Raw genomic sequence first — 14,463 nt, 5'->3', positions numbered from 1 at the left:
AAAAATGATTAAAGGCAGAAGAATAAGCGGCCGCTATAAAATTCTTGATATGATTGGCGGAGGGGGCATGGCAAATGTCTACCTGGCACATGATATGATCCTGGACCGCGATGTAGCCGTTAAAGTGCTGCGCCTGGACTTTGCCGAAGATGAGGAATTTATCCGCCGTTTCCATCGTGAAGCCCAATCTGCTACCAGTTTGGCCCACCCGAACATAGTAAGTATCTATGACGTTGGCGAAGAGGATTCAATCTATTATATTGTGATGGAATATGTAGATGGACAAACCTTAAAGCAATACATACAGCAAAACAGCCCGGTGCGAATTGATGAAGCTCTGGAGATTATGAAACAGCTCACTTCCGCTATCTCACATGCACACCAAAATCATATTATCCACAGGGATATTAAACCGCATAATATTTTAATAGACAGGCATGGGAATGTTAAAATCACCGATTTCGGCATTGCTATGGCTTTAAGTGCGACTAGCATAACCCAGACTAACTCTGTCCTGGGATCTGTTCATTATCTATCTCCTGAACAGGCCAGGGGAGGAATGGCCAATAGAAAGTCGGATATCTACTCTGTCGGAATTGTAATGTTTGAACTATTGACTGGCAGGCTGCCATTTTCCGGCGAATCAGCCGTATCTATTGCTCTTAAACATCTGCAGTCAGAGACACCTTCTCTTAAAAGATGGAACCCGTCAATACCTCAGAGTGTAGAAAATATTGTCTTAAAAGCCACAGCCAAAGATCCTTTCCACCGATATGACACTGTGGATGAAATGGAAGAGGATATAAGAACTGCGCTTGACCCGGAGAGGCTGCATGAAGAAAAATTCATGGCTCCAATAGATGATGACGCCACAAAAGCAATACCTGTCATAACAGATGACCGGCCTTATCAAAATATGGATGAGACGCTTGTTCACGCAAAAGACCCTAAAGCTGATACCCAGCCGATTGCCAAGAAAAAGCCGGAAAAAAAGAAAAAGAAAAAGAAAAAGAAATGGCCAATCATTTTGGTATCATTGTTTCTGACACTTATTACATTAGGAGTTCTGACTGTAACAGTTCTTCCTGACCTCCTGGAGCCGAAGGATGTTCAGGTTCCCGATGTGTCCGGGAAAGAAGTGGAAGATGCGGTTGCAGAGCTTGTTGCTGCTGGGTTTGCCGTCAATGAATCCATTCCGGTCAGCGACCCTGAAATAGAAGAGGGACTTGTGGTTAAAACGGACCCGAAAGCGGGTAGAACCGTTAAAGAAGGAACCCCCATAGACATCTATGAAAGCACTGGCAAGGAAAAGTTTGAACTATCCGACTACCAGGGCCGCGAATATGATGAAGTCGTTCGATTGCTTGAAGGCAAAAATTTTAAAAGCATCGAAAAGGCCGAAGAAAATAATGAAAGTGAGCCGGCAGGCACAATCCTTGACCAAAACTTTTCCGAAGGCGATCTTGTCGTTCCTGAAGAAACAGACCTGGTATTTACCGTCAGTAAAGGCCCCGCTCCCATTTCATTAAAAGATTTACAGGGATATAATGAAAAAGGCCTGCAGGAATATGAAGAGTCGTCTGGCCTAAAAATAGAATATGGCGAAGCTGAGTTTCATGATGAAGTTCCAGAAGGTCTTGTTATTAAGCAAAATCCTGCACCTGGCACAAACCTTACAAGAGGCCAGAAGGTTACAGTGGTGCTATCAAAAGGGAAAGAAGAACTTCCGCCAAAAACAGTGAATGTGGATATAAACGTGCCATACCAGCCTGAAGTGGAGGGTGAGCCTCAGCATATTCAAATATTTTTTAGAGATATGAATAATACTGGTGATGCACCGGCAGTGGATCAGTTTATAGAGGAAGATACAGTCATAACTATAGATATGACTATTGCTCCGGGACTAAATGGCTTCTATAAAGTACAGATAGATGGCAAGGTTTATGACCAGAAAGAAGTTCCATACCCAGAAGAATGATAAGCAAGGAGTGTTGCTATGCCTGAGGGCAAAATTATTAAAGCCTTAAGCGGGTTTTATTATGTGATAAGCGGTGGGGAAACGATCCAATGCCGCGGCCGGGGAGTTTTCCGCAAAAATAAGGTAACCCCGCTTGTCGGTGATGAAGTGGTATTCCAGGCCGAGAATAATACAGATGGTTATATTCTGGAAGTGAAGGACCGGAAAAATGAACTGATACGGCCGCCGATTGCAAATGTGGACCAGGCTATCCTGGTATTTTCCGCGGTTGAACCAGGGTTTAGCACGACGCTTTTGGATCGGTTCTTAGTTCTGGTGGAATATAACCATATTAAGCCAATCATTTGTATTACAAAAATAGACCTGACAAATCAAGAGGAATATAAGCAGATTCAGCAATATGCAGAAGATTACCGCAGAGCCGGATATGATGTCCTTCTCGCTTCTTCCGAAACAGAAGAAGGGGTCAAGGATCTAATGCCATATTTGGAAGGTGAGATCTCGGTATTTGCCGGACAGTCAGGTGTCGGGAAATCCTCCCTCTTAAATGTTTTGAGGCCAGATTTGGAACTGAAAACCAATGATATATCTTCACACTTAGGCAGGGGGAAGCACACGACAAGGCATGTAGAGCTTATTGAGGTAGGCAAGGGGCTTGTTGCTGATACTCCAGGGTTCAGTTCTCTGGATTTCACAGATATTGAAATGGAGGATTCGAACTTCTGTTTTCCTGAAATTCAGGCGAAAAGCGAGGAGTGCAAATTCAGGGGCTGCCTCCATATGGCAGAGCCAAAGTGCGCCGTAAAGGCAGCAAGTGAAAATGGCGAAATTCCTTCGTACAGGTACGAGCACTACAAAACGTTCTTACAGGAAATAAAAGATAGAAAGCCGAGGTATTAATTTATGGTTAAAATCGCACCTTCTATTTTATCTGCCGATTTTTCCAAATTGGGGGAAGAGATTAAGGACGTTGAACGGGGAGGAGCAGATTATATCCATGTGGATGTGATGGATGGCCATTTTGTTCCCAATATCACGATTGGACCTTTAATTGTGGATGCCATTCGTCCGGTCACGAAGCTTCCATTGGATGTCCATCTGATGATTGAAAACCCGGATGCTTATATTGAGGCATTTGCCAAAGCAGGAGCCGACTATATAACTGTTCATGTTGAAGCATGCCGGCACTTGCACAGAACTGTCCAATATATTAAATCCTTTGGTGTAAAACCTGGTGTGGTCCTTAATCCCGCAACTCCGGTAATCGCAATTGAGCACATCATTGAAGATATCGACATGGTTTTGCTCATGTCTGTTAACCCGGGTTTTGGCGGCCAGAAATTCATCCCTTCAGTACTTCCAAAGATTTCAGCAGTTAAGGAAATGGCAGATGCAAAGGGATTGGAAATTGAAATTGAGGTTGACGGCGGCGTGAATGAAGAAACCGCCAAGCTATGTGTTGAAGCAGGAGCAAATGTCCTTGTTGCCGGATCTGCAGTTTATAATCAAACTGACAGAGCCAAGGCAATTGCCGCTTTAAAAGGTTCAAGATAAAAGGAAGCCAGCTGAGCACCAGCTGGCTTCCTTTTGCAAATACAAGAAATATTCTAAGAGCAGCTATGAGCGCGTATTTTGCTGTGGTTTATTAAAATTGGAGTGAATGATAAATGAAGATAAATATTCTGGCAGGCGGACCGGAGGACCTGCTTCCGGAGCTGTCACTTTATATTGATGGCGGTATTTGGATCGGAGTAGATAGAGGAGTACTGAAACTGATCAGAAATGGCATTCAGCCAAGTCTTGCATTTGGCGACTTTGACTCAGTGACGACGGAAGAGATGTCATTAATTGAAGAAAAAGTACAAGAGCTAAACAGGTTCAAGCCTGAGAAAGATGAAACAGACATGGAGCTTGCATTGAAATGGGCTCTGGGCCAAAGTCCGGAGAGAATTAGGCTGTTTGGGGCAACGGGAGGAAGGCTTGATCACTTGTTCGCCAATATTCAACTTCTTATAAATCCTGTTCTGCAAGAGAACCATGTTCAAATTGAAATAATCGACAGAAAAAATATCGTTTATATAAAACCGGCCGGAGAGTACACTATACAAAAATATAAAGATTTCAAGTATATTTCGTTTATCCCGATCACCATGGAAGTTAAAGGCATTACGCTTAAGGATTTCAAGTATCCACTGGCAAATCATTCAATTCCTATCGGTTCGACACTATGTATAAGTAATGAACTTATTAATGATTATGGTACTTTTTCTTTTACTGAAGGCATATTAATGGTTGTAAGAAGCAAGGATTAAATGAAAAGCTGAAAGCGCCAGATGATGCAGGAACCAGACATCTGTCTAAGTTGAAATTGCTTTCTGATCATTTTTAGAAATCATGAGTACTTATCTTTCATCATTTGAATAAGATAGTAAGGACGATTTAAGGACAGAATGGATGCGTAAGATCGTGAGGAGGGACACGAGTAATGAGATTTTATACAATTAAACTTCCGAAATTTTTAGGGGGCATTGTACGTGCCATGCTAGGAACCTTCAAAAAGGGCTAAACCCATACATGCAAAACAGATAAAAGAAGATATTAGAGTTAAAGCTGGGCACCTCATCGGGGTGCTTTTATTTTTTGGCAGAGTTGGGAAAACTGATTGTGGAGTCAGAATTCCGGCAAAATAAAAAGGACATCCGGAATGGATGTCCTGCGCATATTATACGCGCTCAACTTTACCTGATTTAAGTGCTCTTGCAGAAACCCAAACACGTTTAGGCTTACCGTCTACAAGAATACGTACCTTTTGAAGGTTAGCACCCCAAGTACGCTTGTTAGCGTTCATCGCGTGAGAACGTGCATTACCTGAAGTTGTTTTTTTACCAGTTACAACACATTTGCGTGGCATGTATGTTTCCCTCCTTACTATACCAAAGCTGAAACTATTTTTCATGCTTTCATTTGCAATAGTCAGATTCATCCATCTGAATTAATGTGAAAATCCTGTTCGGCTTTCGACATTAAAAGATACTTTAATAATTTATCACACAACCCTTCTGATTGCAATAGTTTGCTTTCAAGAAAATTTCCTTGACATAGGGGTAGGCAACATGAGCTATAATAGAGATGGGGAAGTATGACTTTCAAATTTACAGCCCATATAGTAAAATGTCATAAGATATGCTTAAAGCTTGGGAGTTAGAAAGAAAGCTGTCCGGCTGAAGGAAGCCGCATTGTTTTTATTTTGCAGCTAGGGCTTAGCGGCAGTTTCCAAGAGGAACGCAATCGCTCCGTCAAGAATAGGAGCGTTTGAGTGCAGTTCGCTTTTCTTAATACGAAGCAATTTCCAAAGGGGGAACGAAACATGTCCATCGAACTAAAAACTAATTTCGGGCAAATTGATATCTCAAATGACGTTATTGCAACAATCGCAGGAGGAGCAGCAGTTGACTGCTATGGTATTGTAGGAATGGCCTCAAAGAACCAGATTAAAGATGGCTTAACTGATATTCTTCGCAAAGAGAATTTCACGCGCGGAGTCATTGTTCGCCAGGAAAATGATGAAGTACATATCGACATGTATATTATTGTTAGTTACGGAACGAAAATTTCCGAGGTTGCCCACAACGTGCAATCTAAAGTTAAGTACACCCTTGATAAAACAGTGGGGCTCAGCACGGACTCGGTTAATATTTACGTTCAGGGAGTTCGTGTAACGAACCCGTAGTGAGGAGGAAAGACTTGTGTCAAAAAAAGTTTTAGATGGGAAGCTTTTTGCCGAAATGGTTATACAAGGAGCGAACCATTTATCTGCTAATGCAAAATTAGTAGATGCATTAAACGTTTTCCCTGTTCCTGATGGAGACACGGGAACAAACATGAATCTGTCCATGACTTCCGGTGCAAAGGAAGTTAAGAGTAATATTCAGGGACATATCGGAAAAGTGGGCTCTGCCCTTTCTAAAGGCTTGTTAATGGGTGCCCGCGGAAACTCCGGTGTAATTCTTTCCCAGCTGTTCAGGGGCTTCTCCAAAGCCATCGAACAGAAAGCTGCTATTAATGGAAAAGAGTTCGCTGATGCCTTGAATTCTGGGGTTGAGACTGCTTATAAAGCAGTAATGAAGCCTGTAGAAGGAACAATCTTAACCGTTGCCAAGGATTCTGCCAAGAAGGCTGTGCAAATCGCGAAAAATGAAGACGATATTATTGCCATCATGGAAGAGGTTTTAAAAGAAGCAAAAGCTTCGTTAAACCGGACTCCAGACCTACTGCCTGTTCTAAAAGAAGTGGGTGTTGTAGACAGCGGCGGCCAAGGCCTTGTTTTTGTCTATGAGGGATTCCTTGCAGAGCTTAAAGGCGAGAAACTCCCGGATACACCGGCTGCACTTCCAAAAATGGATGACCTGGTCAGCGCGGAGCATCACAAAAATGTTCATAGTTTCATGAACACTGAAGATATTGAATTCGGCTATTGTACCGAGTTTATGGTAAGGTTTGAAGATGAAAAGCTATCTGCCAATCCTTTCTCAGAAGAAAAATTCCGCCAGGATTTAAGCCAATATGGTGATTCCCTGTTAGTAATTGCAGATGAGCAGCTAGTAAAAGTACATATTCACTCCGAGCAGCCTGGCGATTGCTTGACTTATGGTCAGCGCTACGGAAGTTTAATCAATATGAAGATTGAGAATATGCGCCAGCAGCATACAAATTTGGTAGAAGATGTCCAGACGCCTTTGGCTGCAGAAGCAAAGCCAAAAGAAAAGCAGGAATACGGTATTGTTACAGTTTCAATGGGCAGCGGAATTGCTGATCTTTTCCGCAGCATTGGAGCGCATGCAGTTATTGAAGGCGGCCAGACGATGAATCCAAGTACGGAGGATATCGTGAAAGCCATCAAAGAAGTGAATGCAAAGAAAGTCATTATTTTGCCAAACAATAAAAATATTATCATGGCTGCACAGCAGGCTGCAGAAGTGACAGAGGAAGATGCAGTCGTTGTACCTTCAAAAACTGTCCCACAAGGTATGGCTGCGCTTCTTGCCTTTAATCCAAGTGCTGACCTTGGCCAAAACGAGGAAGGCATGACAGATGCCCTTCAGCATGTTAAAACTGGCCAGATCACATTTGCTGTCCGCGATACGAGCATTGATGGACTTGAAATTGAAAAAGATGATTTCATGGGCATAGCGGATGGGAAAATAGTTGTAAAAAACAAGGATAGAGTGCAATCTGCTAAAGAGCTTCTTGATCAAATGATCGACGATGATTCTGAAATCTTAACCATTTTAAAAGGTGAAGATGCAGCGGAGGAAGAAGTTGACGCACTTATCAGTTATGTTGAAGAAAAGTATGAAGATGTTGAAGTGGAAGTGCATGATGGCGAACAGCCGCTATATTCTTTCATCTTCTCAATTGAATAATAAGGACAAAAGCGAGGGCACTGCCTTCGCTTTTTGACTGTTTAAAAAGCTTAATTTTCTTGCGGCACACAGAGAATATTAGGCCGTGTTAAAGGCGATGCTGTTTTGGCTCTTTGCTGATGGAAGAGGAAGGTGCGAAATCCTCGAAAATTCATTCGATTTCCTTCTCTGACGTAAGCCTGAAATTAATGCTTATATGTGATTCATTTATTTGCATAATCAAATAAAAATGTGCTAGGTATAAATTAGGTATTTTAATGCCTGCAGAATAAAAGAAACTGCGCAGGGAGGGTTGGCGGTCTGCCTTTTAAGAAAGATACAAAAAAAATAATTGGCATACTGCTCAATAAACGTGAATCTAAACTTAAACCAGTCTGTTACAGCTGTTAAAGGAATAGGCGAGGAAACAGCAGAATCACTGGCCGAAATGAATATAAATACTGTCATGGACTTGCTTGAGCATTTTCCTTACAGGTACGAGGATTACCGGCTTAAGGACCTCGCGGATATCAAACATGATGAAAGAGTGACCGTGGAAGGGAAGGTCCACAGTGAGCCTTCTCTTGTTTATTATGGAAGGAAACGATCGAGGCTGACGGTCAGGGTGCTTGTCGACCGATATCTTATCCAAGCAGTCCTTTTTAATCAGCCGTATTTAAAAAATAAAATCACTTTGAATGATACGGTAACGGTTACAGGCAAGTGGGACCAGCACCGTCAGGTTATTACGGCGAATGAACTGAAAATTGGCTCAGCCTCTAATACCAAAGATTTTGAGCCTGTTTATGCTGTTAAGGGCAAAATAACCGTTAAAGGTATCAGACGCTTTATCAATATTGCTTTCTCCCAATACGGGAATGAGATAGAAGAAACATTGCCTGAACGTTATTTATTGCAATATAGACTTCTTAATAGAAGAGATGCAATGAGATCCCTTCACTTTCCTGCAAATGAAAATGAGCTGAAGCAGGGAAGGCGGCGTTTCGTCTATGAAGAATTTTTCTATTTTCAATTAAAAATGCAGGCACTTCGAAAGATTGAAAGAGAGAATTCAAAAGGAATTGTACAAGCCTATGATCTTACCAGGTTAATGGAATTTATAGATTCTTTGCCTTTTTCACTAACCAGCGCGCAAAAAAGAGTTGTAAACGAAATTCTGGCTGATCTGAAATCACCTTACCGGATGAACAGGCTTCTGCAGGGAGACGTAGGTTCGGGTAAAACGGCCGTAGCAGCCATCGCACTATTTGCCAGCAGAACAGCTGGATTCCAGGGAGCCTTAATGGTTCCGACAGAAATATTGGCAGAACAGCATGCGGAATCTTTAAAAGCCATGCTTGAGCCATTTGAATTGCGCTGCGAACTGCTGACTAGCTCAGTAAAGGGAAAGCGGAGAAGAGAAATCCTTCAGCAGCTTAAAGAAGGCGAAATTGATGTTCTCATAGGAACCCATGCGCTAATCCAGGAAGAAGTGGAGTTTCAAAAACTTGGACTTGTCATTACAGATGAGCAGCACAGATTCGGTGTAGGGCAGCGCCGAATTCTAAGGGAAAAAGGGGAAAATCCCGATGTGCTATTCATGACCGCTACACCTATTCCAAGGACTTTGGCTATCACCGTCTTTGGGGAAATGGATGTTTCCATCATCGATGAAATGCCCGCAGGCCGAAAGGCAATTGAGACGTATTGGGCCAAGCCGGAAATGCTTGACCGGGTTCTGGGCTTTATGGAAAAAGAGCTTTCAGCCGGCCAGCAGGTATATGTAATATGCCCCCTTATTGAAGAATCAGACAAACTGGATGTCCAAAATGCCATTGATGTCCATGCTACTTTGATGCACCATTTCCATGCACGGTACCAAGTCGGGTTAATGCATGGAAGGCTGCATCCAGAAGAAAAAGAAAACGTCATGAAGGCGTTCAGCAAGAATAAAATTCAGATTCTAGTTTCTACTACGGTTGTTGAGGTTGGGGTAAATGTTCCAAATGCTACCATGATGGTTATCTATGATGCGGAAAGATTTGGACTTGCACAGCTCCATCAGTTAAGGGGAAGGGTTGGCCGGGGAGATAAACAATCCTTCTGCATTCTCCTTGCCGATCCAAAATCAGAAGTAGGAAAAGAGCGCATGAAGATCATGACTGAAACAAATGATGGATTTGCACTCAGTGAAAAGGATTTGGAACTGAGGGGCCCTGGAGACTTTTTTGGAAAAAAACAAAGCGGCCTGCCCGAGTTTAAAGTTGCGGATATGATCCATGATTACCGCGCACTTGAAACAGCCAGGAACGATGCTGCTGCACTTGTTGAATCAAACGAGTTTTGGAACTCTGATGAATACTTACCATTAAGGGATTATCTAAAGGAAACTGGAGTTCTTGAAGGAGAAAAACTGGACTAGGGACAGAGGGTCAGATGGATCAGGAGTACAAAAGAGCGGCTAATATTGTGAAATGGCCAAGAAGTTGTATCAAAGAGCTGGTATAATGCTATTTTTCCTTTATGAAGGTTGATCTTGTATATTTTGTCTCTTTTAAACTGCAATCTAGGTTTAACTCACAGAGTTGATTGGAGCGGAGGGTACTTGATCCTCGAAAATGCATTCGCATTTTCTTCGTGCGGTGTTTATTCAGGGAAGCAAATTCAATGTCCTGCGGGAGGAGAGGGAGTGTGAGACCCCGCAGGCGAAGCCGAGGAGGCTCTCATTCCTCCCCGCGGAAAGCAAGTACCTGCAGCGGAAATCAACGGTCAGTATTCATAAGGTAAAACAAAATTAAATGGGTTTACCAAAGCAGAATTGCAGAAAAGTTCTTTCTTGCAATCTGCTTTTTTTGATTATATACTACTATTAGTACCTAGTCTTAATATCTCGGACGGTGGGATTTTATGAAAAGAAATAAAAAAGAGCGCCAGCAATTATTAACGGATACAATAAAAGAGAATCCTTTTGTTACGGATGAAGAGCTTGCTGAAAAATTTTCGGTAAGCGTCCAGACGATCCGGCTCGACCGCCTTGAATTGTCCATTCCAGAATTGCGCGAACGGATCAAGCATGTGGCTGAGAAAAGATTTGAGGATGAAGTCCGTTCATTGCCTATAGAAGAAATAATCGGTGAAATAATAGATATAGAATTGGATAAAGCGGCTATTTCCATTTTTGATGTTAAGGAAGAGCATGTTTTTAGAAGAAATCAAATAGCCCGCGGACACCATATGTTTGCACAGGCCAACTCACTGGCAGTAGCTGTTATAAACGATGAGCTTGCCTTAACAGCAAAAGCAAATATTCAATTTACAAGACCTGTCAGATTGAATGAACGCGTTATCGCCAAAGCCAAAGTGCTGACAATCGACAAAGCCAGCGGCAGGACGATTGTCGAGGTCAATAGCTTCGTCAACAATGAATTGGTTTTTAAAGGCGAATTTGATATGTTCAGAAAAAAATAAGGCTTTTTTCGTATAGTTTGTTGCTTTTGGGCAAACTAATTTAGTTTAACCTCTAAGTTAATTGTAGCGGAGGCTCCCATTCTTCCCCGCGGAAAGCAAGTGCCCGCAGCGGAAATCAACGGGCAGAATATATTAGTAAAAAAAAACATTTTTGAGAAAAGAGCCAAAAATAAAGACTAAAAGGATGAATCATCATGAAAGTTGCAATTGATGCAATGGGAGGCGACAACGCTCCGAAGGAAATTGTACTTGGAGCTATGAAAGCTGCAGCGGAGTTTAAGGATATACATATTACCCTGGTTGGGGACGAGTCGAAGATTAAAGAACACTTAATATCAAATGAACGGATAGAAATTTTACATACAGCTGAAGTCATATTGCCGGAAGATGAACCAGTAAGGGCGGTCCGGAGAAAGAAGAATGCATCCATGGTGCTGGCGGCCCAGCTCGTATCAGACAGGAAAGCTGATGCTTGTATCTCGGCAGGCAACACGGGTGCCTTAATGGCGGCAGGCCTTTTTGTAGTAGGAAGAATTGAAGGGATTGAACGCCCGGCATTGTCACCGACACTTCCAACTATTGGCGGGGAAGGTTTCCTTCTGCTCGATGTAGGTGCCAATGTGGATGCAAAGCCTGAACATCTTCTCCAATATGCGATTATGGGTTCAATCTATGCAGAAAAGGTACGCGGTGTATCGAACCCAAGGGTAGGCCTTTTAAACATTGGAACAGAAGATAAAAAAGGAAATGAACTAGCTAAAAACACCTTCGGCTTGCTGAAGCAGGCAGATATAAATTTCATCGGCAACGTAGAAGCACGCGATTTGCTTGAAGGTGCTGCCGACGTCGTAGTAACAGATGGATTTACCGGAAATATGGTGCTTAAAACAATTGAGGGAACGGCGCTTTCTGTTTTTAAAATGTTAAAAACAGCGTTGACAAGCAGCATTAAGACCAAACTGGCAGCGGCAGCTTTGAAGCCTGACTTATATGAGCTTAAATCCAAAATGGATTATTCCGAATATGGCGGAGCGGGATTATTTGGTTTAAAGGCGCCTGTCATTAAGGCCCACGGTTCTTCGGATGCTAATGCTTTATACAATGCGGTAAGGCAAACCCGAAATATGGTCGAAAACAATGTTGCCGAAACGATTAAGGCTGCTGTTGAGAAAGAAGCAGGCAAAGCAGTTATTAAATAAATAGGCTGTATTAAAGCTTAATCAACAGACAAGTTTAACAGAGCTAGATTAAAAAAGTCATTCATTTTAATATTGGGGGGAAGCACGATGGGCAAGATCGCTTTTTTGTTCCCTGGTCAGGGATCACAGACTGCAGGAATGGGAAAAGCATTAGCTGAACAAGATGAGAAGGTAAAATCCTTTTTCGAAAATGCTGATCAGAAACTGGGGTTTTCACTTTCCTCACTTATTTTTGAAGGGCCGCAGGACAAGCTGACATTAACAACAAATGCTCAACCTGCGCTGCTGACAACAAGCATGGCTATTCTCGATTATTTTAAAAGATCTGGCGTTACACCTGATTACGTAGCAGGCCACAGCCTTGGCGAGTATACAGCATTGGTTGCTGCAGGGGCTCTTTCCTTTGAAGATGGTGTGTATGCTGTCCGAAAAAGAGGAGAATTCATGGAAGAAGCTGTTCCGAATGGGGAAGGTACCATGGCAGCGGTTTTAGGCCTTGACAGGGACAAGCTCGCTGATGTGACAGAAGAGGTAACCAAACAAGGGAACTCTGTGCAGCTGGCAAACTTGAATTGTCCTGGCCAAATCGTTATTTCCGGCTCTAGAGCAGGTGTAGAACAAGCTTCCGTAAAGGCTAAAGAAGCAGGAGCTAAACGCGTGCTTCCTTTGGATGTAAGCGGGCCTTTCCATTCCGAGCTTATGAAGCCAGCTGCTGAGAAGTTCAAGAAGATTTGGACGAAATTGAAATAAAGGATGCTGCAGTACCGGTTATCGCAAATGTTACTGCATCTGAAATGACGTCTGCCTCCGAGATTAGCAGTAGATTGATTGAGCAATTATATTCACCTGTACTTTGGGAGGACTCTATCCGCAAAATGGTAGATCTTGGAGTCGATACTTTTATAGAAATAGGACCTGGAAAAGTATTGTCAGGGTTGGTTAAAAAGGTTGATCGTTCCCTAAAAACCTATGCGGTTTCAGATGCCGAAACCTGCCAGGCAGTACAAGAGTCCTTAAAGGAGGAAATACGATGAAATTGGAAGGAAAAGCAGCATTGGTTACAGGTGCATCCCGTGGAATTGGCAGGGAAATCGCTCTTGGTCTTGCAAAGCAGGGGGCTGATATTGCGGTTAACTACTCAGGAAGCGAAACAAAAGCAAATGAAGTAGTTGACGAAATCAAAGCATTGGGCAGAAATGCATTTGCGGTTCAGTGCGATGTTTCCGATAGTGATTCAGTGGCAAACATGGTGAAGGAAACAATTGAAAAGTTTGGCAAGCTTGACATTCTTGTCAATAATGCCGGCATAACAAAAGACAATTTGATCATGAGAATGAAGGAAGACGAGTGGGATGATGTTATTAACATAAACCTCAAAGGGGTATTCCTGTGTACGAAAGCTGTAACAAGGCAGATGATGAAGCAGCGCAGCGGACGCATTATCAATATTTCCTCCATTGTAGGTGTAAGCGGTAATCCTGGTCAGGCTAACTATGTGGCTGCGAAGTCCGGGGTGATTGGCCTGACTAAAACATCTGCGAAGGAACTTGCAACAAGAGGGATTACGGTAAATGCGATTGCTCCAGGTTTTATTACTACTGACATGACTGATAAGCTGAACGAGGAAGTTAGAGACCAGATGCTAAAACAAATTCCGTTAGCACGTTTTGGCGACCCGGCTGATATCGCAAATGTAGCAGTATTTCTTGCTTCCGAAGACAGCCGCTATATGACAGGGCAGACCCTGCATGTAGATGGCGGAATGGTTATGTAGTTGTAACAGGCTTGTAATGCAAAAAAATTTATAAAACCGTTCAATAAAGGCTTAAAATAATCTATAATACTTGAGGGGAGGTGAACAAGCATGGCAGAAGTATTAGAACGTGTAACAAAGATCATCGTAGACCGTCTGGGTGTTGAAGAGTCTGAGGTGAAATTGGAAGCTTCTTTTAAAGATGATCTTGGCGCTGATTCCCTTGATGTAGTAGAATTAGTTATGGAATTAGAAGATGAGTTTGATATGGAAATTTCTGACGATGATGCTGAAAAGATTGCAACAGTCGGTGACGCTGTAAATTACATAAAAGCTAGCCAATAATCGTTAGGTGAACCAACTCTGCAGTGAGGGACTCCCCCTCACTGCAGCAATTTTAACAGTGGATGTTTACTGTCCGTTGTTACCTGCTGCATTTGCCAGAAGCTGGATTCATGCCAAGAAGATATCCGCCAGTTTTGTCAGGTAGCTGTGGACAGTAAATATGATTCTACAAAAGCTCCGTTTAGATAACGGGGCTTTCTTCTGTGAAAAATAGATAGGCGCAATTAGTTTGTAATGGACGGTAAAAAGCATCGAAGTTTTTTGCGTTTTTCATCTTTATTACGTAAACTTAGGGAAGACCATGTTAAACTCTATCTT

At 42.5% G+C, this 14,463-nt stretch carries 13 protein-coding genes and 1 pseudogene; 13 read left to right on the top strand and 1 reads right to left on the bottom strand.

Annotation, left to right across the window (positions count from 1 at the left end; all coding sequences use genetic code 11):
- Window positions 1-4 precede the first annotated feature (4 nt).
- From pknB to spoVM, 5 genes are all read left to right on the top strand, one after another.
- Entirely contained in the window at window positions 5-1,978 is a 1,974-nt protein-coding gene (gene pknB, locus AC3ZVC_RS21330) for a Stk1 family PASTA domain-containing Ser/Thr kinase (protein ID WP_490065135.1), read from the top strand.
- A gap of 18 nt (window positions 1,979-1,996) precedes the next feature.
- Window positions 1,997-2,878 carry a ribosome small subunit-dependent GTPase A gene (gene rsgA / locus AC3ZVC_RS21325; RefSeq protein ID WP_490065134.1) on the top strand — a complete coding sequence of 294 codons (882 nt, stop codon included), beginning with the start codon at window positions 1,997-1,999 and terminating at the stop codon, window positions 2,876-2,878.
- 3 nt (window positions 2,879-2,881) lie between these two features.
- The gene (gene rpe / locus AC3ZVC_RS21320) at window positions 2,882-3,532 is read left to right on the top strand and encodes a ribulose-phosphate 3-epimerase (RefSeq protein WP_490065133.1); all 651 of its coding nucleotides are present in this window, start codon (window positions 2,882-2,884) and stop codon (window positions 3,530-3,532) included.
- A gap of 113 nt (window positions 3,533-3,645) precedes the next feature.
- Window positions 3,646-4,290 (top strand): thiamine diphosphokinase, encoded by a 645-nt coding sequence (locus AC3ZVC_RS21315; protein ID WP_490065132.1) that lies wholly within the window; start codon window positions 3,646-3,648, stop codon window positions 4,288-4,290.
- Between the two features lie 173 nt (window positions 4,291-4,463).
- Window positions 4,464-4,544: a stage V sporulation protein SpoVM gene (spoVM, locus tag AC3ZVC_RS21310; RefSeq protein ID WP_019381739.1), complete on the top strand. Its 81-nt coding sequence runs from the start codon at window positions 4,464-4,466 to the stop codon at window positions 4,542-4,544.
- Between the two features lie 156 nt (window positions 4,545-4,700).
- On the opposite strand, the gene rpmB is transcribed toward spoVM, so the two are convergent.
- Window positions 4,701-4,889 carry a 50S ribosomal protein L28 gene (rpmB, locus tag AC3ZVC_RS21305; protein ID WP_019381740.1) on the bottom strand — a complete coding sequence of 63 codons (189 nt, stop codon included), beginning with the start codon at window positions 4,887-4,889 and terminating at the stop codon, window positions 4,701-4,703.
- A gap of 456 nt (window positions 4,890-5,345) precedes the next feature.
- On the opposite strand from rpmB, the gene AC3ZVC_RS21300 reads away from it, so the two are divergent.
- The 8 genes and pseudogenes from AC3ZVC_RS21300 to AC3ZVC_RS21265 all read left to right on the top strand — a co-directional run bounded on the left by AC3ZVC_RS21300 (window position 5,346) and on the right by AC3ZVC_RS21265 (window position 14,145).
- A complete protein-coding gene (locus AC3ZVC_RS21300) occupies window positions 5,346-5,708 on the top strand; it encodes an Asp23/Gls24 family envelope stress response protein (protein WP_214724783.1) in 363 nt (120 codons plus the stop codon).
- Between the two features lie 16 nt (window positions 5,709-5,724).
- Window positions 5,725-7,401 (top strand): DAK2 domain-containing protein, encoded by a 1,677-nt coding sequence (locus tag AC3ZVC_RS21295; RefSeq protein WP_490065131.1) that lies wholly within the window; start codon window positions 5,725-5,727, stop codon window positions 7,399-7,401.
- Window positions 7,402-7,753: 352 nt separating this feature from the next.
- Window positions 7,754-9,802 (top strand): ATP-dependent DNA helicase RecG, encoded by a 2,049-nt coding sequence (recG, locus tag AC3ZVC_RS21290; protein WP_490065130.1) that lies wholly within the window; start codon window positions 7,754-7,756, stop codon window positions 9,800-9,802.
- Window positions 9,803-10,287: 485 nt separating this feature from the next.
- A complete protein-coding gene (fapR, locus tag AC3ZVC_RS21285; protein WP_490065129.1) occupies window positions 10,288-10,848 on the top strand; it encodes a transcription factor FapR in 561 nt (186 codons plus the stop codon).
- Between the two features lie 194 nt (window positions 10,849-11,042).
- The gene (gene plsX, locus AC3ZVC_RS21280; protein ID WP_490065128.1) at window positions 11,043-12,047 is read left to right on the top strand and encodes a phosphate acyltransferase PlsX; all 1,005 of its coding nucleotides are present in this window, start codon (window positions 11,043-11,045) and stop codon (window positions 12,045-12,047) included.
- Between the two features lie 87 nt (window positions 12,048-12,134).
- Window positions 12,135-13,081: pseudogene (gene fabD, locus AC3ZVC_RS21275) on the top strand (ACP S-malonyltransferase).
- Window positions 13,078-13,821, top strand: a complete 744-nt coding sequence (fabG, locus tag AC3ZVC_RS21270) for a 3-oxoacyl-[acyl-carrier-protein] reductase (protein WP_490065127.1) — start codon at window positions 13,078-13,080, stop codon at window positions 13,819-13,821. The pseudogene fabD and the gene fabG overlap by 4 nt, the downstream one beginning before the upstream one ends.
- A 90-nt stretch (window positions 13,822-13,911) precedes the next feature.
- Window positions 13,912-14,145 carry an acyl carrier protein gene (locus AC3ZVC_RS21265; RefSeq protein ID WP_009330799.1) on the top strand — a complete coding sequence of 78 codons (234 nt, stop codon included), beginning with the start codon at window positions 13,912-13,914 and terminating at the stop codon, window positions 14,143-14,145.
- Window positions 14,146-14,463: the final 318 nt, after the last annotated feature.

The sequence above is a fragment of the Cytobacillus sp. C11.1 genome (genome assembly GCF_058145115.1).
This window is presented reverse-complemented; position numbering and strand designations above follow the sequence as displayed.

What these genes read in the sequence shown, in the direction of transcription:
- pknB (WP_490065135.1), top strand. Translation starts at nt 5, where the DNA reads ATGATTAAAGGCAGAAGAATAAGCGGCCGCTATAAAATTCTTGATATG.
- rsgA (WP_490065134.1), top strand. Translation starts at nt 1,997, where the DNA reads ATGCCTGAGGGCAAAATTATTAAAGCCTTAAGCGGGTTTTATTATGTG.
- rpe (WP_490065133.1), top strand. Translation starts at nt 2,882, where the DNA reads ATGGTTAAAATCGCACCTTCTATTTTATCTGCCGATTTTTCCAAATTG.
- AC3ZVC_RS21315 (WP_490065132.1), top strand. Translation starts at nt 3,646, where the DNA reads ATGAAGATAAATATTCTGGCAGGCGGACCGGAGGACCTGCTTCCGGAG.
- spoVM (WP_019381739.1), top strand. Translation starts at nt 4,464, where the DNA reads ATGAGATTTTATACAATTAAACTTCCGAAATTTTTAGGGGGCATTGTA.
- rpmB (WP_019381740.1), bottom strand. Translation starts at nt 4,889, where the DNA reads ATGCCACGCAAATGTGTTGTAACTGGTAAAAAAACAACTTCAGGTAAT.
- AC3ZVC_RS21300 (WP_214724783.1), top strand. Translation starts at nt 5,346, where the DNA reads ATGTCCATCGAACTAAAAACTAATTTCGGGCAAATTGATATCTCAAAT.
- fapR (WP_490065129.1), top strand. Translation starts at nt 10,288, where the DNA reads ATGAAAAGAAATAAAAAAGAGCGCCAGCAATTATTAACGGATACAATA.
- plsX (WP_490065128.1), top strand. Translation starts at nt 11,043, where the DNA reads ATGAAAGTTGCAATTGATGCAATGGGAGGCGACAACGCTCCGAAGGAA.
- fabG (WP_490065127.1), top strand. Translation starts at nt 13,078, where the DNA reads ATGAAATTGGAAGGAAAAGCAGCATTGGTTACAGGTGCATCCCGTGGA.
- AC3ZVC_RS21265 (WP_009330799.1), top strand. Translation starts at nt 13,912, where the DNA reads ATGGCAGAAGTATTAGAACGTGTAACAAAGATCATCGTAGACCGTCTG.